Origin of the sequence: Pseudomonas sp. GV085, assembly GCF_003050925.1 — a bacterium.
Lineage (GTDB): Bacteria > Pseudomonadota > Gammaproteobacteria > Pseudomonadales > Pseudomonadaceae > Aquipseudomonas.
Genome location: NZ_QAOV01000020.1, coordinates 75,643 through 93,255 on the forward strand (window position 1 = coordinate 75,643; position 17,613 = coordinate 93,255).

A 17,613-nucleotide genomic window follows, 5' to 3' on the forward strand; every position below is an offset into this window, starting at 1 on the left:
TTTTAACATGTGGCGTCTTGTGCACGTATAAAGTGCAAATGCTGCGTCTTCCGCCATGTTATGGCTGGGCTTAGGCTCGGGACAACCTATTTGCGGAGTCGCGAGAAAATGAAGTCCATATCGATTCGGGGAGCCTTGGCCAGCCTGTCGTTATCCATGCTGCTGTCGTCCCTGGGCACCAGCATTGCAAGCGTTGGATTGCCGACACTGGCCGAGGCGTTCTCGGCCTCCTTTGAGCAAGTGCAATGGGTGGTGCTCGCTTACCTGCTGGCGGTCACGGCGCTGATCGTCAGTGTCGGAAGACTTGGCGACATCATTGGCCGCCGACGTTTGTTGTTGATCGGGATTTGTGTGTTTACCGTCGCTTCGGTCCTGTGCGCGCTGGCCCCTCATCTCTGGTTATTGATTGCCGCTCGGGCGCTGCAGGGCGTCGGTGCGGCCATCATGATGGCGCTGACCATGGCGCTGGTGGGCGGGGCCGTTCCCAAGGAAAAAATGGGCAGTGCCATGGGCGTGCTCGGCACGATGTCGGCGATTGGCACCTCACTCGGCCCGACCCTTGGAGGTTTTTTGATTGCCAATCCGGGGTGGCAGGCCATTTTTCTGATCAATGTGCCGTTGGGTGTCTTGGCGATTGGGCTCGTGCTCTACTTTTTGCCCAACGATCGCAGTGAGAAGAGGGCGGATCGAGCGGTCTTCGATGTGCTCGGCACGCTGGTGCTGGTTCTGACGCTGCTGGCTTATGCACTGGCGATGACCGTTGGGCGTGGCACCCTGAACATGACGCTGTTGCTGGTGGCCGTTTTTGGGCTGTGCGTGTTTGTATTCGTCGAGCACACAGCCGAGTCGCCTCTGGTTCGATTGACGATGTTCCGTAACTGGCACATGAGCGCAGGATTCGTCATGAGCATGCTGGTGACCACCGTGGTCATGGCGACCATGGTGGTCGGGCCGTTTTACCTCACTGGCGCACTGGCGTTGAATGCCGCGAGCGTTGGGTTGGCGATGTCGACGGGTCCGCTGATGGCCGCACTGGCAGGCGTACCGGCGGGCCGATGGGTCGACCGATTGGGCGCGCATCGATCCGGCACGCTCGGATTGATTGCCATGTTGATTGGCGCTTGCATCCTTCCCGCCATGCCTTTGGGGTTCGGTGTACTCGGCTACATCGTGCCGCTGACTGTCATGACCGGCGGTTATGCGCTGTTTCAGGCGGCGAACAATACCGCCGTCATGGCGGATATCGAGTCGCAGCAGCGTGGCGTAATCTCCGGCTTGCTCGGGTTGTCGCGCAATCTCGGGTTGATCACGGGCGCCTCGGTCATGGGCGCAGTGTTCGCTTTCGGCTCGGCCAGCCACGATATTTTGCAGGCGCAACCTGAGGCCATCGCACAGGGGATGCGACTGACGTTCGCCGTCGCCGCCGGGTTGATCGTCATTGCGCTGGCGATTGGTGCGATCAGCAAAATCGTTTCACGTCGCATAATCGCGCCGTGCTGAAAAACGGCGCGACTGTCGTGAAAACGACCTGTTTGCGCTGAACGCGAAGCCTTGCGAGTTTTCTGTTGAACGAGTGTTCAGTCTCGACTATGTTTGGGGCCACCTTCCCCCGGCTGGTTGCGGGCTTGCGTTTCTTCAATTCGAACGAGGCACTGGCATGCGGTTTTCACCCTTTGTAGAGCGGATCAGTGGCCAGGGCGTTGCCGCCTGGGATATTCACTACGCGGCCAGCGCGGCACAGCGCAATGGCGAAGACGTGATCATCCTCAGCGTCGGCGACCCGGATTTTCCCACCCCCGATTTCATTACCGATGCCGCCATCCACGCCCTGCGCGAAGGGGATACCCACTACACCGAAATCGCCGGCCGCCAGGCCTTGCGAGAGGCCATCGCCGGCCGCTACAGCCAACTGATCGACCGCGAGCTGCAGGCGTCGAACGTTATTCTCACGGCAGGTGCGCAGAACGCCTTGTTCGCCACCTCGATGTGTTTGCTCGGTGCCGGCGACGAAGTGATCGCCTTCGATCCGATGTATGTCACCTACGAAGCGACACTCAAGGCGTCCGGCGCCACGCTGGTGCGGGTGCCTTGCGCGGCGGACTCGGGTTTTCGCCTCGATGCCGCCGTGCTGGCCAAGGCCATTACCCCACGCACCCGGGCGATCTTCTTCTCCAACCCGAACAACCCCACCGGTGTAGTGCTGGGTCGCGAAGAGCTGCAAGCCATCGCCGACCTCGCCATCACCCATGACCTGTGGGTGGTGGTGGACGAGGTCTACGAGAGCCTCGCCTACGAGCGCGAACACCAAAGCCTGGCGGCGTTGCCGGGCATGGCCGAGCGTTGCGTGGTGATCGGCAGCCTGTCGAAATCCCATGCCATGACCGGTTGGCGCATCGGCTGGGTCATGGCCCATGAAGCCCTGGTCAACCATATCGAAACCCTGGTGTTGAGCATGCTGTACGGCTTGCCCGGGTTTGTCATGGAAGCGGCGCTCAAGGCCGTGCAGTCACACGACGAAGTCACCCACGGCATGTGCGAGATCTATCGCCGGCGTCGCGACCTTGTGGTGTCCGGCCTGGCCGGTTGCCCGGGCATCAGCGTGCTCAACCCCGATGCCGGCATGTTCGTGCTGGTGGACGTGCGTGGTACCGGCCTGACCTCGCTGGAGTTCGCCTGGCGGCTGCTGCGTGAAGCCGGTGTCTCGGTGCTGGATGCGGCGGCATTCGGTGAGCCGGCCCAGGGTTTTGTACGGCTTTCGTTCACCCTGAGTGACGAGCGCCTGGCCCAGGCCTGCCAGCGTATTCGCGATTTTGTCGGGGTGCTCATGGGCGAAGCGCCGAGGCCGGTGATCGGCACGGTGACCCGTACCGCAGCCGTCGAACCGGTCGCGACCAAGACCATGATCGAAGTCGATCGCCTGCACAAACGCTTCGGCAATATCGAAGTGCTCAAGGGCGTTTCCCTGACCGCCCGCGAGGGCGAAGTGATCTCCCTGATCGGTGCCAGCGGCTCGGGCAAAAGTACCTTGCTGCGCTGCATCAACATGCTCGAAGTGCCGGACCAGGGGCGCATCCTGGTCGATGGCGAAAGCATTCACCTTAACCAGAACCGTCCCGGTGCACCGCTGGTGGCGGACGCCAAGCAACTGGTGCGCATCCGTTCGAGCCTGGGCATGGTGTTCCAGAACTTCAACCTCTGGCCCCATCGCACGGTGCTGGAAAACCTCATCGAAGCGCCGACCCAGGTCCTGCGTGAAAGCCGTGCGGAGGCCACTGAACGGGCCGAAGCCCTGCTCGAACGCGTGGGGCTTGCGGCCAAGCGCAACGAGTACCCGGCGTTTCTCTCCGGGGGACAGCAACAACGGGTGGCCATCGCCCGGGCCCTGGCCATGCGGCCCAAGGTCATGCTGTTCGATGAACCCACCTCGGCACTCGACCCGGAACTGGTCGGGGAAGTGCTGCGGGTGATCCGCTCCCTCGCCGAAGAAGGCCGGACCATGATTCTGGTGACTCATGAAATGGCCTTTGCACGCGATGTCTCTTCCAAGGTCGCCTTCCTGCATCAAGGGCTGATCGAGGAAACCGGTTCGCCGGACGAAGTGTTCGTACACCCACGCAGCGAGCGTTGCCGACAGTTCGTCAACGCTCATCAGACTCGCTAACTCATCATAAAAAGACGGGAAAACAACATGGGAAATCGACGTTTTGCAAACTGGATGACCGGGGCGGCCTGCGTATTGCTGGCCGGCATGAGTGCGGCCCAGGCACAGCCGATCAGGTTCGCGGTGGCAGCCGAACCCTATCCGCCGTATACCGAAAAGCAGGCCAACGGTGAGTGGAAGGGTTTCGAAGTCGACCTGATCCACAAGCTGTGCAGCGAAATGAAAGCCGATTGCGAGATCAAGGAAGTGGCATGGGACGGCATCATTCCGTCGCTGCTGGCGAAAAAGATCGACGTGATTTTTTCCTCGATGTCGGTGACCGAAGAACGAGAAAAACAGATTGCCTTCAGCAAGGCCTACTACGATTCGGCAATTGCCGTCGTCGGCCCGAAAGAGGCGTCGGTGAAGAAGTACCCGGATGACCTCAAGGGCAAGATCATTGGCGTGCAGAACTCGACCGTGAGCGCCAGTTACCTGAAGACCTACTACGAAAAAATCGCCGACGTTAAGTACTACGACACCCAGGACTCGGCCAACGCCGACCTGATTGCCGGCCGCATCGACCTGATGATGGCCGATGGCACTGCCATGGCCGCCTTCGTCAAGACCCCGGATGCCAAGGACCTGGCCTACCTCGGCAGCGTGCCTTACGACCCGATCTTCGGCAAAGGCGTGGGCGCCGGCCTACGCAAGGACGACACCGAACTCAAGGCCAAACTCGACAAGGCCATCCGGGAGTTGCTGGCGAGCAAAGACTACGACGAACTGTCCCAGAGCTACTTCGGCACCAGCGTGAAGCCTGCGTTCTGACCTGATCGCGCAATGTAAACCCCTGTAGGAGCGAGCTTGCTCGCGAAGGACGCAAGTGCACCGCGGTTTTTCTGAATGACCGCGTCATCGTTGACGTTTTTCGCGAGCAAGCTCGCTCCTACAGGGGGACCGTGTCCTCCAACTGGAGACTGAAATGCCGGCAATGTTCGATCTGATCAATTTCACCGAGCAGGGATGGGGCAGTGCGCTGTTGAAGGGGCTCTGGATGACCCTGCAGATTTCCGCCGGGGCCTTTGTGCTCGGGCTGGCCATCGGATTGGTGGTGGCGTGCCTCAAACTGGGCGCGCCGAAGCCGATTGCAGCGCTGATGCGCGGCTACACCACCTTGTTCCGGGCGGTGCCGGAATTGCTGCTGATTCTGTTGCTGTACTACGTCGGCTCCATGCTCCTCAATTCGCTGATGACCCGGCTCGGCTACGACGTGGTGAATGTCAGCGGTCCGCTGGCGGCCATCGTGGTGCTGGGGCTGGTGCAGGGCGCGTACGCCTCGGAGATTTTCCGCGCGGCGATCCAGGCGATTCCCTTCGGCCAGATCGAAGCGGCCAAGGCATTCGGCCTGAACGGTTTCGGTCTGTTCCGCCGGGTCACGCTGCCGATCATGGCGCCTTACGCCATGGCCGGGATGGCCAACCTGTGGATCAACCTGATCAAGGACAGTGCGCTGATCAGCGTGGTCGGCACCAACGAGCTGCTGTACACCGCCAAGCAAGGCGCGGGGTCGACGCGCCATTATCTGTTGTTCTACCTCACGGCTGCGGCGTTGTATTACGCGGTGACGTTGGTGTCGAACTATGTGTCGGGTCGGCTTGAGCGACGTATTCGTCGCTGGATGCCTCTTGTTGACTGAACCGGCAGAGAGAATGAAATGATTCCAGCGTGGATAGTTGAATACGCGGCACTGTTGGGCCGGGGGCTGCAAACCACCCTCGGGATTCTGTTGGTCGCCAGTGTGTTCGGTTTTGTCCTGGCGGTGTTGGTGGCGCTGGCGCGGATCTCGAAAAACAAAGTGATCGCCAAGGTCAGCCTGTTCTACACCAGCGTGACGCGCGGTACGCCGTTGCTGATCCAGATCTACATTTTCTACTACGGCCTGGGCAGCCTGTTTGCCCAGTTCCCGCTGATTCGCGGCAGTTTCCTCTGGCCGTACCTGCGCGACGGTTACTGGTACATCGTGTTCGCCCTGGTGGTGTCGGTGGGGGCCTATGTCGGCGAAGTGATTCGCGGTGGCCTGCTGGCGGTGCCCAAGGGTGAAATGGAAGCGGCCTCGGCGTTTGGCATGACCGCGCGCCAGTCCTTGCTACGGGTGCGTTTGCCCCGGGCGATGCGCCTGTTGCTGCCGACCCTGGCCGGGGAAACCGTGATGCTGCTCAAGTCCACGGCATTGGCTTCGACCATCGCCGTGATCGACCTGTTGGGCGCCGCCAACGTGGTCCGCGCGCAAACCCTGCAGGTGTACGAACCCTTGTTGCTGGTAGCCGGGGTGTATGTCTGCCTGACATTCCTGATCGAAGCGCTGTTTGCCTTTGCCGAGCGGCGCGGGACGCCCGTACGCAGGTCGGCCTGATGAGTTCGACAAGGGTTGACCGCCGTCAGCGGCAACCTGGCGATGATCTTCGGCCGGCACGCGTCACAAGACGTCGTCTGTGCTGAATGCTCCGTGACGCAGCCCCTTTATCCAGCAACGGCAGATATGCAGTCCGTTGGCGGCGCTGAAGGTCTCGGGGTTCAGGCACCACTCGAGCCAGAGACCGTCGAGCATCGCCGATAAGCCGATGGCCGCCAGGCGCGTGTCGTGAATCACGAAGCCTTCGCTGGCGGCCAGCCCGTCGAGCAACTGGCGGATCAGGTCGAGGTAGGCGCGGTAGCTTTTTTCGTGGGACTGGCTGACGTGTTCGGAGTGACGGATCAGGCTCCAGAACACCACCCACACGCCGAGCAGTTGCGGGTCCATGACCCTGGGCGAGAACGAGCCCTCCAGGAAGGCATCGATCTTTTGCGCGGGTGTCTGGGCCTGTTCGATTTCCTGGAGCAGGGCGGTGGTCAGTTCGCTCGCGAGCCGCTGGTAGGTCTCGGCGATCAGCGCCTCGATGCTGCCGAAGTGATGGTTGAGCAAACCCACCGAGACTCCGGCCTCGGTAGCAATGCGTCGCACGGAAATCCCGGCGTGACCGTCGCGGCCCAGGCAGCGCAGGGTAGCGGCCACCAGCATTTCGCGACGGTCCTCGGGTTCGGCGCGGCGGTTTTTCGGGGCATCGGTTGTCACAAGGCTGTCCTTGGGTGAGGTTTCACGATGCCGAGCTTAGTTGAACGTCTGTTCAATCACCAGCCTCGGCAGCAGCGATACAACGTTTTTCAAGGTTCATGACGGGAGGGAAAGCCAATGTCGCAGGATATTTCGTTCAGTGTTCGCAACAACAACGGCGATGCCGTGCGGGTCGGTGCCTGGCGTTATGCAGGTGATGGCAGCGGGCCAAACGTGCACCTGCAGGCCGGCGTACATGCCGATGAAATCGCCGGGATGCTGGTGCTGCACCTGCTGATGCAACGACTGCAAACCGCTGAAAGCCAGGGCCGGCTCAAAGGCAACATCACCGTCGTGCCGCAGGCCAATCCGCTGGGCATTGGGCAGTTCCGCCAGGGGCGGATTCTTGGCCGCTATCACGACGCGACCGGGCATAACTTCAATCGCTCGTTCGACCAGTCGGCGGCCATGGCGCGGCCTTCGACCTGCGTTCAGGAATGGCAAAAGAAACTGGTGCAACTGGCCGCCCCGGCCGATGTGATGCTCGACCTGCACACCGATGACGAGGCCTTGCCGTACCTCTACGTACATCGCAGTTTCTGGCCCCGTGGTCGCGAACTGGCGGCGGCGATGAAGATGGACGTGGCGATCATCTGGGGTGACGGCGGTGATGGCTCTTTCGAGGAAACCATCATTGCCCCGTGGTTGAATGAAGGCGTCACCGAGCACCGCATGGCGGCAACGCTGGAGTTGCGCGGGCAGGGCGATGTCAGCGACCGTTTCGCCGAACAGGATGCCGAAGGGCTGTACAACTGGCTGTGCGGTTGCGGCGTCATTGACGAACAAAAGCCATCCGCTGACTGGCCCGTTGAGGCGGTGGAAATGGGCCACATGGAAACCATCATCGCGCCGCACCCCGGCGTGCTGATCTTCGAAAAGGAACTGGGAGATTTCGTCGAGGAAGGCCAGCGCTTTGCACGAATTCTCGGGCGGCCGGGCGATCCGTCCTCCGAAGTGGTGCTGCGTGCCGAGCAAGCCGGGCGCATGGTCACGCGCTATCGCGACCGACTGATATCCCAAGGCATGGGCGTGGCGAAATTCACCGGCAGCCGGGTGTCACGCAACTGGAGTGGCGGGTTGCTCGACCCCAATTGATACGAAAGTGATTCAGCGCAGCGGCCGAAACGCTGTGCGCAGTTCCTCGGTAAAGAGCTCCGGCTGTTCCCACGCGGCGAAATGGCCGCCTTTGGCAGCCTGATGGAAGTAGATCAGGTTGCTGTAGGCGCGCCTGGCCCAGCTCTCCGGTGGAAAATAGACATCATCGGGAAAGACTGTGACGGCCACCGGCAGTTTGATTTCGCCGGTCTTCTGTGCCGCAGAAAAAAGCGGACTGCGCCCTTTGTTTTCCCAATAGAACCGACTCGCCGAGGCACCGCTGTTCGTCAACCAGTACAAGGTGATGTCGTCCAGCACTTCATCCTTGCCTGGCGATTGCTGTGGGTCGGCGCCAAAAGTCCACTTGGCAAATCCCGGGTGACCGAGCATGAACGCCGCGAGGAATGCCGGGGAGTCCGTTACGCCGTAGCCGATCATTTGCGGCCGCGCGGCCATCATCGCGCTGTAGGCCAGGTTGCCCTGTTTAATGGATGCGGCCAGCGCGTCGTAGGTCGTGCGTTCCTGCTCGGAAAACCCCACAGGCGCGGGACCGCCGGCAGCGAGTGCAGCGGTCGCCTCCGGCGGGACCGTCGCTGGCAGGTTGAGGTGAATGCCCAGCAACCCGGGCACGGACTGGCGCGCCATGGCGCTGGTGATGGGACCGCCCCAATCACCACCCTGGGCGACGTAGCGGCTGTAACCCAATCGCTGCATCAATTGTCCCCAGATCCGCGCCACATGGTCCGGGTCCCATCCGGTTTCTGTCGGTTTGCCGGAGAAGCCGTAGCCAGGGATCGACGGAATCACCACGTCGAATGCATCCGCACCATTGCCCCCGTGAGCAGCCGGATCGGTAAGCGGGCCGACCACCTTGATGAACTCCAGTACCGAGCCTGGCCAACCGTGGGTCAGGATCATCGGTAAAGCATTCGGCTGCGGCGAGCGCACCCAGATGAAATGGATAGCGACCCCATCGAGGGTGGTCGTGTACTGGGGCAAGGCATTGAGCTGCGCCTGGGCCTTGCGCCAGTCATAGTTCGTGCCCCAGTAGCGAACCAGCTCTTGCAGTTTCGCCAGCTGTGCACCTTGCGATCGATCGGCCACCGTCTCCTTGTCCGGCCAGCGCGTTGCCGCGATGCGGTTACGCAGGTCAGTGAGTTGTTGATCCTGGATATCGACGTGGAAGGGCACAACGGCGTCGGCGGCGGGAGCGGCGCTCACGAGGGGCGAGTTGCACAGTGCGAGGGCCATTAGCAGGACGACGAAAGCAGATTTCATCTTCAATTCCTCGCTGGGAGGTATGCCTTCGTCCTTGCCCGGAGCTCAGGGGTGAAGGTCGATGCTGCTCCAGAGACTGATCCCGTTCGACGGGGCACGCAAGCAGGTTTATGCGAAGGATTGCACCGGGACGACCACCGGCGGGAAAGGGTGAGTCGATACTGGCTCAGCCCTTTTTAACTGACTGCCCCCAAATCCCTGTGGGAGCGAGCTTGCTCGCGATGGGCCGCGCAGCGGTCCCAAAAATGGTAGCCGCACAACCCAACGCGAACAACATCACTCGTCGCAGTAGACGACATCTACTCAGGCGGGTCGATTTGATCCAGCATCCGATTCGCCGTGATCTCCGCCAACATCACACTGTTGGAAATTCCCAGCAGGGCATTGCGCGATCCGCCGTCCAGATGATCCACCAACTGGTGCACCATCACATCGACCGAGGCCAACGTCTCGACCAGATACACCATCAGGGTTTCAGTATCGGCCTCGGGGTCCACAGTAAACAAAGTGCTGGGTGTGCGTGGAGTGGCTTTGATGTCGGCAGTCGAGGGGACGTGGAAGGCGAGGGCGCGTTCGGTGGCCTCGTTGAGCTGTTTTGAGTCTGGTTCGTACGGGGATGCCGGATCGGTGTCCGGCGGGTTGGGGGTGACTTTGAACATATGCTTGCTTCTCTGATTGGGTGCCAACCCTCTTGCTGCTAAACGAGAAGGAGGCAGCTGTACGCAGGTTAGCAGACCGGGGAAGCTAGCAAAGCCGGCGCGCCCGAAGGCGCCCTGCGCACAGCCACCATCAAATGCAGGCATGGGAATACCTGACTGACAGGAGCTTGTGCACCTTGCTTACAACCCCGGGCTGCTAAACCCGACCACTGATGGGCAGTGGCGCGGAAACGATAGAGACCAGGGGCAGGGCGCACAAGCCGGCGGATTCTGGCGTAACCGTAGGCAACGACGCAAGGTCTTGTAGCCCTCGGGAAATAACCTACAACCTTTTTAAACAAGCGCTCTTACGGACATGAGCAACTGACTACCGGCTTTCGTGTATCGCTGTGTATCAGGGCGCGGCATCCGCATACAACCATACAAAACCAGCGCTTTACGGATACAGCCGGGATACACCAGCGGGGCCAAATAGACCTGCCAAAGCGAGATGCACCTCGCACCTCGCCACCAGGTTTATCACCCTTGTGGTACGACCAATAACGGTCCAGCCGCGCAAATGATCCGGAGTATCAACATGTCTCGTATCCAGTCGAACAAAACCCGTATTGGCCTGATCGCTGTAGCACTGGTCGGCGGTATCAACTTCGCGTCCTCGGCGTTTTCCGCCGAAGCCTTGCCTCAGGGCTATCAACTGGCTTCCGCAGAAAAGACCAGCGAAGGCAAGTGTGGCGAAGGCAAGTGCGGTGCCGAAGCCAGCGCGCAAAAGACCCAGGCCGAGGGCAAGTGCGGTGAAGGCAAGTGCGGCGATGCGTCTTTCGCGCGCACCGACTCCGATGATGACGGCCGCGTGTCGCTCAAGGAACTGCTGGCGGTGGCGCCCAAGGGCACTGAGGAATTCAAGGCGATGGACACCAACGGCGACGGTTTCCTGTCCGAGGGTGAGGTGTACAAGTTCCGCACCAACCAGTTCATCTCCAACGGCAAGAAAGTACCGACCGAGCTGTTCACCAAGTTGAGCCAGGCTAAAGACTGATCGGCCGCAACGAAAAAACCCTTTCTGTGCTGACGCGCAGGAAGGGTTTTTGGCGTGGGTAGTAGTGGTTTGGTCGTCAGGCGCGAAATTGCACTGCACTTGAACACCGAATGCCTGCGCTAAAAGTAAAGGTTTCAATCCTCTCCATAAATGGGGCATTACACCCACGAACGGGTGTTTTCCACCTAATTAGAGGGGTATTCCCCACACACCCTTCTCGCGTTTGAAACACTCAAAAATAGTTTATTAATTTACCTGGACTTTTCCCCTTTCCTGGTGTGATGGCTCATTAATTGCGGCCCTCTTGTACCCGCAATAGCTGTGTCCCAGACATCCTGGCGACGGTGGGTTTCGCCAGACTCGATATGTCGCGAGGGGTGAAAAATGAAACGCACGACATCACTACGCAGCTCCATCGCCTTTCTGCACAGGACAAGCCTGCCCTGTGCGATGCTCCTTACCCTAACCACTATGGCAAGCGCCGTGCCGCTGGATGATTTCGGCCCGCCACCACCGACAGACCCCTCGGCGTTTAGCAACCCGCCGGCCGACCTCGATGCCGCGGCGGCGGCCTTACGGGCCCTGCCACCCGCCAACCAGGGCGCCATAGCCCTGCCCAATGGCGTCTTCGGTGACCGGAACACGCCACGGGCCGACAACGTGCTGCCGCCAGCCCTGCAGACATCCTTCAATATCCCCACCAATGGCAAGCCCAGCCCATTGTTCGGGGCCCAGCCGTACACGCAGCAACTGTTGCTGTTCGAAGAATTCGGCACGGAAAAACTCGACCCGGCATTGCCGGCACCGCCCCTGACCTTCCCGGTTCCGCTCGTCGGCCCGGCGCCCACGCAGGACCCGAACAACACCGCCCGCAGCAGCCCTTCGCCCGTGGCGCTGGAAGCCTTCATGCGCCAGCCGGGGCTGTTCCCGTTTCCGTCGCAGTTTTCCAACGTGCTGGACCGCAACCCGTGGCAAGCGCAGATCGAAGCCTTCCTCAACCGCCACCCGGTCGGCTCGCCGGCCGAAGGCCGGCCGCCAGGAAAAGGCTGGTCGCACCAGCGCTGGAACGAGTTCTTCCCGCAGGTCGGCTTCAAAACCGTGCAAGCGGGCGCCCAGATCAACAGCGGCATGCGCGACCACCGACAGTTGCACAACTACGCCGTCGGTGAGTTCGGGCCTGGCGGGCTCTACAACCAGACCTCGGACACCCCGGTCCTGGTGGGCACCACCAAAGGCATAAGTGTTCGTTTTCACCCCAACATGCCGATTCAGAACCACAAGGCGCTCTGGACCTTCGACGGCACCTTTCCGCCAAAACTGTTGATGGTGCGTTACGGTCAAGCCGCGCTGATGCGCCACTACAACGCCCTGCCGATCGATCCGTCGGCCAACATGGGGTTTGGCCTGCATACCATTACCACCCACGAACACAACGGCCACTCCCCGGCTGAAAGCGATGGCTATGCCAATGCGTTTTTCTTTCCGGGGCAGTACTACGACTATCGCTGGCCGATCCAGTTGGCCGGTTACGACACCATCAACACCAGCGCTCAGGATCCGCGCGCGGCGTTCCCCTGCGCCCCGGGCGAAACCCTGTTCGTCAACGACGCCACCCCGGGCCTCAAGACGTGCAACAACGGCAGCATCAAGATCCGCGGCGACTGGCACGAAACCATGAGCACCCACTGGTTCCATGACCACATGCTCGATTTCACCGCGCAGAACGTCTACAAGGGCAACGCGGTGATGATGAATTACTACAGCGCCCTGGATCGCGGTAACGAAGCCTTCGAAGACGGCGTCAACCTGCGCCTGCCCAGCGGTTCGGCGCTGCCTTGGGGCAACCGCGACTATGACGTCAACCTGCTGGTGGCCGACAAGGCCTGGGACGCCAATGGCCAGTTGTGGTTCAACCCGTTCAACACCGACGGCTTCCTCGGCGATCAGGTCCTGGTCAACTGGCAGTACCAGCCGCGCCTGAATGTGCGGGCGCGCAGCTATCGCTTCCGCATCCTCAATGGCTCGGTGTCGCGCTACCTCAGGATTGCACTGGTGCGTGAAGTCGCCGGCACCGGCGGCGAAATCCCCGGCCCGGCCGGTTCCGGCCTGTCTTATAGCCGAGTGCCGTTCCACTTGATCGCCAACGACGGCAACCTGATGGAGCACGCCGTGCCGTTCGACGGCAGCATGGACCTGGAAGGTGACGGCGACCTGCAGAACCACAACGCCATCCTGCCCACCCAGGGCATCGCCGAGCGCTTCGACATCATCGTCAACTTCGCGAAAAACGGGATCAACACCGGCGACAAGCTGTACTTCGTCAACCTGATGGAGCACCAGAACGGCAAGAGGCCGACAGCTAATCTGCTGAGCCTGGCCGACGTGCTGTCCGGGACGTACAAGGCGGTGCTCAGGCTGGGCAGCAAAGGGCCGGAATGGGTCGGCGGCGACCCGGCGGTGGGCAAGTTCCTGCAGTTGGTGGTCCAGCCTTATGCCGGCCAGGACGTGAGCATGAACCCCGCCGACTACGAGCCCGCCAAACCGGGCAAGCCAGCTGGCAAGACCATGATCCCGCTGACCCTCAACCGTGACGATCCGGCGGTGCAGGCCAGGCTCCAGGTGGCGCGGCATCGCGAGTTCAGCTTCGGCCGCTCCGACGGCACCGACGAAACACCCTGGACGATCAAGACCGACGGTGGTGAATTCGGCTTCCCCATGGACCCTCGAGTCATCAGCGCCGCTCCGCAACTGGCCAACGGCCCGACCCCTGCCGGGTTCTCCGGCGACGGCACCCTGGAAGTGTGGAGAATCAAGAGCGGCGGCAACGGCTGGAACCACCCGGTGCACGTGCACTTCGAAGAGGGGATCATCCTCAACCGCGATGGCAACCCACCGCCGGAATGGGAAAAATGGGCGCGCAAGGACGTCTATCGCGTCGGCGATGGCATCGACAGCTCAGTGGCCGTGGAAATGGCGATCCGCTTCCGTGAATTCGCCGGGACCTACATGGAGCACTGCCACAACACCCAGCACGAGGACACGTCCATGCTGCTGCGCTGGGATGTCGAGCACCCCGGCCAGTTCCAGTTGATGCCAAGCCCGCTGCCCGGCTGGGACGGCGTCACCTACGTCAACTCCGCCGCGCTGCCGACCTTCCGCACTGGCGATACCCGCGCCAATAACGACGGCAATAACCAAATACCGATCGCCACACCCGACAGCGCCATCAGCAACACTGGCCAACCACTGCCCATCAACGTCCTGGCCAACGACACCGACCCTGACGGTAACGTACCACTCAAAGTGGTGGGGCTGGAGCAACCGGACTCCGGCAAAGGCGTGGTCAGCACCGATGGTGTGCGCGTGACCTACACACCACCGGCCACGGTCGCCGCGCCGTTCACTGCGACCTTTATCTATAAAGCCGCCGATGCCAAGGGCGCGGAGTCGGCACCGGCGACGGTGTCCGTGGCGGTCTCGGCAGCGGTCACGGTCACCGCGAGCCAGTAGTGGCGCACTGAGTACAACTACGCTTTAGCGATGAGGGCCTCATTGAGGCCCTCTTGCTACAAGCGAATTAACAACTACCTGGTTGTCAAATCTCCAGAAGACCAGCATTTCAAGCCGTAGCTCGGAACTGGAGTTTCCATCGTCGACCAAAAATGGAACCAAAAATGGGGACGGATCTATTTTCTGAAAAATAAATCCGTCTCCATTTTCAGTCCCCATTTTCACGCTGGAACGGTGAGCATCATGACATTGCGGCGACGCATTCGCTCAGCGCATTGCACTCACGCTTCCAAAAACTGCAACTACACTCGGTCTTGCTGGCCCAGAAGGATCGACGGCTGCCATAGGTTTTCGTTGGTCCCTGGTGGCCTGTATGGTTATTCGTGCACTCAACTTCGGCGCCCGGATTAACCACGCAGGCCACTGGAAAACTTTCTTCGAGACAAGGAGCAGTCATGACTTCGCTAGACTCACTTCAGCAAAGGCAAATCAGTCTTACACACGCTTTCGTGGTCAACAATGCGGCGTTGTATTCGCAGTCCTGGAAAAACATGAAGAATCCTACGCCGAGTCAGGTTAAAGACAATATTCTTTCGCGTCTCAATGCCTCCAAGGTAGGCGGCGGTTATGGCGTGGCCTGGGGCCCCGCTCTGGTGATGGATGGCGAACACGCGGCGCACATCACAGTGGTGCTGATCGGCGGAAAAAATGAGAACGACGTCGTCGTGGTGACGAGTGGGACACTTAAGGATTCTTTAAAGGATCAGGTGGACGATCTGGATATTTTTCCAATGGTGCCATTGCAGAGCGTTATCACGAACTGCCAGGTGCCGGCGAACATCGCGCAGGGAACTTCAGATGGGGTGCACGCGATATTGACTACGGCATCCACTATCGGTTCTCAGGGCACGCTGTGCGATTTTCTAGGGAAGCTGCAAAGTGGGGCGACGATCCGATTGGTTGGACATAGCCTTGGCGGTGCGCTCATGTCGGTGGTCGCGCTTTATCTGAAAGACAAATTTCCGGGCTCTAAATTTTATTGCGAGACGATTGCTGCGCCCACGGCTGGCGATGGTTTTTTTGCGAGCTACTTCAATAAGCAAATGGCTGGTAATGCGCTACGCATCTACAACACTTTGGATGTTGTTCCGATGGCGTGGTGCGCAACTTCTCTCGATTACTCCCTGACGCTATATGATGCCAACCCCATTGATGAAAGCATGAGGAACATGGTCTGTTCCAAAATGGATACGGTTGTAAACAACAATCTGAACTATACGCAATGGGGAATGGGCAACGCGAACATGGAGCTGCGGCTCTGTGGGCAACCTCAATCCAAGTGCACAGACTATGAGTCTCAATCCGGCTATCAGCACATCTACGAGTACATGACACTGCTGGGCTTGCAGCTCAGCGATATACCGGTGCCGCCACCGTTTGGCAGCTAGTGCGATAGTCTCGTCGTTCAAATGTTCGAGTTGCGGTTGCCGAGATTTCTTCCGGGAAGTCTACACAACTGCAACTCGCTTATCCGGAAGCCTTTTTGCTCGCAACCAAAAATGGGGACGACTGAAAATGGGGACGGATCTATTTTTTGAAAAATAAATCAGTCCCCATTTTCACCGGGGACTTTATGAATGGCTTCTGCCGGTCATGGCCACGCAGCGTGATGGTCAAATCTGATGCAAATGATTGGTCAGGTCGAATGCAAATGGGTGGGCAAGTCCGTGCAATTACCCACAACTAGGCTGGGTTCGCTGATGGGTTACGCTGCCGTTGGTCGGCGCCTTGCGCGTCAGTGCGATAGAAAACTGTAGGAATAAACTCTCGTGCCGATCTCAGTGAGGCAAGGCCTGCGCGCGCCTGACCTTGAACCTGAGCGAACGAGCACATTGATGAGTGATAAATCCTTGGAAGAAAAAGCGGCAGCGATGGTCGACCCACATGAAACGGTGGCCAGTATCGGACAGATCACTGCCGGGCGCGATGCCCTGCAACAGCGCCTGGATAAGGCTGATCGCGCGGCTCAGGAGCTTCAGAAGCAACTGGACTTGGCAAAGACGCTGATGATCCGTCTGCTGGCGGCGAGTTTTGCGTCGACCGGCAAACCTTCCGCGCCCCTGACAAATTGGGGGCTAAATGAGATCGACGTTGTCGAACGGGAGATGGCCTGCTATTTGAATCCTACCAATGAGGTGAGTGCCGCTTGATAGGTCGCGCACTGAATGCCTACAGGCTGCGTAGATACTGGCTCCAAGCAGAATGCCGCTGTTGGGTTACCACTGCGGTTACCCATCGCGGCGTACCCAACCTGACTGGGCCTGCATGATCGCAGGCCCTTGGCGTTTCGGGGTAGGGTTACTCATGGGTTATCCCCTCACCAGTGACCGCCGCACCCGTATCAATGGATGCAAGATTCAGTTCGGTTGATTCCGGTCCGCTTGAACGAAGGGTTAGGCCTCATGCTGCAACCTTACTTTGGTGGGACGGACTGTCTATATTGGGTCGGATAGTGACGGTCTAGCATCGACCGTCACTATGGCTGGTGGTCGCTATCCGACCCATAGCTGAAGGTCACGACAGACAGAAATCGGCCGATTCTGTTGAAAAAGTCGGATTTTCAGCTCGCCTGAACTCAGGCACGGCCACCTCTAGAAAACCTATTCACCACGTTGCGTGGTTTTTCGGCCCTTCGTTGACCTTTGCTGCTCGGTTATTGGGTTAATTTGAGGTTTTTTGCTTCGTGCAGACGCACCTATCCCGTGAGCGGTGGCCTTTGAGAGGTCAGTTTGGCCAGCCGTCGCAGGTTCTGCACCGCGGCGGCCAGTGTGAACTCGTCGGTCGCGCCACTCATGCCACGTAGCCGCAAGCGATCCAGTTTCAGGATGCGCTTGAGGTGGGCAAACAATATTCGACCTTCTTACGCTCGTGGCGAGAGCGCTGATACGCCGGCGTCGCTGCGATGCGCCGAGCCACATCACGCGCGGCCTCATGGACGCTGCGAGCAATCTTGCGGAACGCAGTGTTCGGGCAGCACTTGGCTTTCATCGGACAGGCAATGCAGTCGGTTTGCCGTGAGCGGAAGATGATGGTGTTGAGAAAAATGGAGACAGATTTATTTTTGTAGCTCTAAACGACTGCTATTGGCCGATTCTGTTGAAAAAGTCGGTTTTTCAAATGGCCTGAACTCAGGCACGACCACCACCGGAGAACCTACTCACCACATTGAGTGGTTTTTCGG

The 17,613-nt window shown here is 59.8% G+C and carries 13 protein-coding genes and 1 pseudogene; 10 read left to right on the top strand and 4 right to left on the bottom strand.

The features are described 5' to 3' along the window. The first annotated feature begins 60 nt into the window (after positions 1-60). The 5 genes from C8K63_RS28430 to C8K63_RS28455 all read left to right on the top strand — a co-directional run bounded on the left by C8K63_RS28430 (position 61) and on the right by C8K63_RS28455 (position 6,056). Positions 61-1,500: an MFS transporter gene (locus C8K63_RS28430; protein WP_371920818.1), complete on the top strand. Its 1,440-nt coding sequence runs from the start codon at positions 61-63 to the stop codon at positions 1,498-1,500. 157 nt (positions 1,501-1,657) lie between these two features. Further along, positions 1,658-3,661, top strand: a complete 2,004-nt coding sequence (locus C8K63_RS31125) for an aminotransferase class I/II-fold pyridoxal phosphate-dependent enzyme (RefSeq protein WP_108219720.1) — start codon at positions 1,658-1,660, stop codon at positions 3,659-3,661. Positions 3,662-3,688: 27 nt separating this feature from the next. Next, the gene (locus C8K63_RS28440) at positions 3,689-4,471 is read left to right on the top strand and encodes a transporter substrate-binding domain-containing protein (protein WP_108219721.1); all 783 of its coding nucleotides are present in this window, start codon (positions 3,689-3,691) and stop codon (positions 4,469-4,471) included. A gap of 154 nt (positions 4,472-4,625) precedes the next feature. Continuing rightward, entirely contained in the window at positions 4,626-5,339 is a 714-nt protein-coding gene (locus C8K63_RS28450; RefSeq protein ID WP_108219723.1) for an ABC transporter permease, read from the top strand. A gap of 18 nt (positions 5,340-5,357) precedes the next feature. Then, a complete protein-coding gene (locus C8K63_RS28455; protein WP_108219724.1) occupies positions 5,358-6,056 on the top strand; it encodes an ABC transporter permease in 699 nt (232 codons plus the stop codon). Between the two features lie 63 nt (positions 6,057-6,119). Here the strand turns inward: C8K63_RS28455 and C8K63_RS28460 are convergent, their stop codons facing one another. Further along, positions 6,120-6,755, bottom strand: coding sequence for a TetR/AcrR family transcriptional regulator (locus C8K63_RS28460; RefSeq protein ID WP_108219725.1), 636 nt, complete (start codon positions 6,753-6,755; stop codon positions 6,120-6,122). 117 nt (positions 6,756-6,872) lie between these two features. Between C8K63_RS28460 and C8K63_RS28465 the strand changes: the two genes are divergently transcribed. After that, positions 6,873-7,889: a succinylglutamate desuccinylase/aspartoacylase family protein gene (locus tag C8K63_RS28465; RefSeq protein ID WP_108219726.1), complete on the top strand. Its 1,017-nt coding sequence runs from the start codon at positions 6,873-6,875 to the stop codon at positions 7,887-7,889. Between the two features lie 12 nt (positions 7,890-7,901). Here the strand turns inward: C8K63_RS28465 and C8K63_RS28470 are convergent, their stop codons facing one another. After that, a complete protein-coding gene (locus C8K63_RS28470) occupies positions 7,902-9,167 on the bottom strand; it encodes an epoxide hydrolase family protein (RefSeq protein ID WP_108219727.1) in 1,266 nt (421 codons plus the stop codon). A gap of 299 nt (positions 9,168-9,466) precedes the next feature. Beyond that, positions 9,467-9,826 (bottom strand): DUF6124 family protein, encoded by a 360-nt coding sequence (locus C8K63_RS28475; RefSeq protein ID WP_108219728.1) that lies wholly within the window; start codon positions 9,824-9,826, stop codon positions 9,467-9,469. Positions 9,827-10,403: 577 nt separating this feature from the next. Between C8K63_RS28475 and C8K63_RS28480 the strand changes: the two genes are divergently transcribed. From C8K63_RS28480 to C8K63_RS28495, 4 genes are all read left to right on the top strand, one after another. Continuing rightward, entirely contained in the window at positions 10,404-10,862 is a 459-nt protein-coding gene (locus tag C8K63_RS28480; RefSeq protein WP_108219729.1) for a hypothetical protein, read from the top strand. A 450-nt stretch (positions 10,863-11,312) separates the two neighbouring features. Beyond that, positions 11,313-14,372, top strand: a complete 3,060-nt coding sequence (locus tag C8K63_RS28485) for an Ig-like domain-containing protein (RefSeq protein ID WP_371920819.1) — start codon at positions 11,313-11,315, stop codon at positions 14,370-14,372. Positions 14,373-14,827: 455 nt separating this feature from the next. Further along, on the top strand, positions 14,828-15,820 hold the full coding sequence (locus C8K63_RS28490; protein WP_108219730.1) for a lipase: 993 nt from the start codon (positions 14,828-14,830) through the stop codon (positions 15,818-15,820). Positions 15,821-16,267: 447 nt separating this feature from the next. After that, positions 16,268-16,582 (top strand): hypothetical protein, encoded by a 315-nt coding sequence (locus tag C8K63_RS28495; protein ID WP_108219731.1) that lies wholly within the window; start codon positions 16,268-16,270, stop codon positions 16,580-16,582. 545 nt (positions 16,583-17,127) lie between these two features. Here C8K63_RS28495 and C8K63_RS28500 read toward each other — a convergent pair. Continuing rightward, positions 17,128-17,465 (bottom strand): annotated as a pseudogene (locus C8K63_RS28500) (transposase); the annotation flags it as partial. Positions 17,466-17,613 lie beyond the last annotated feature (148 nt).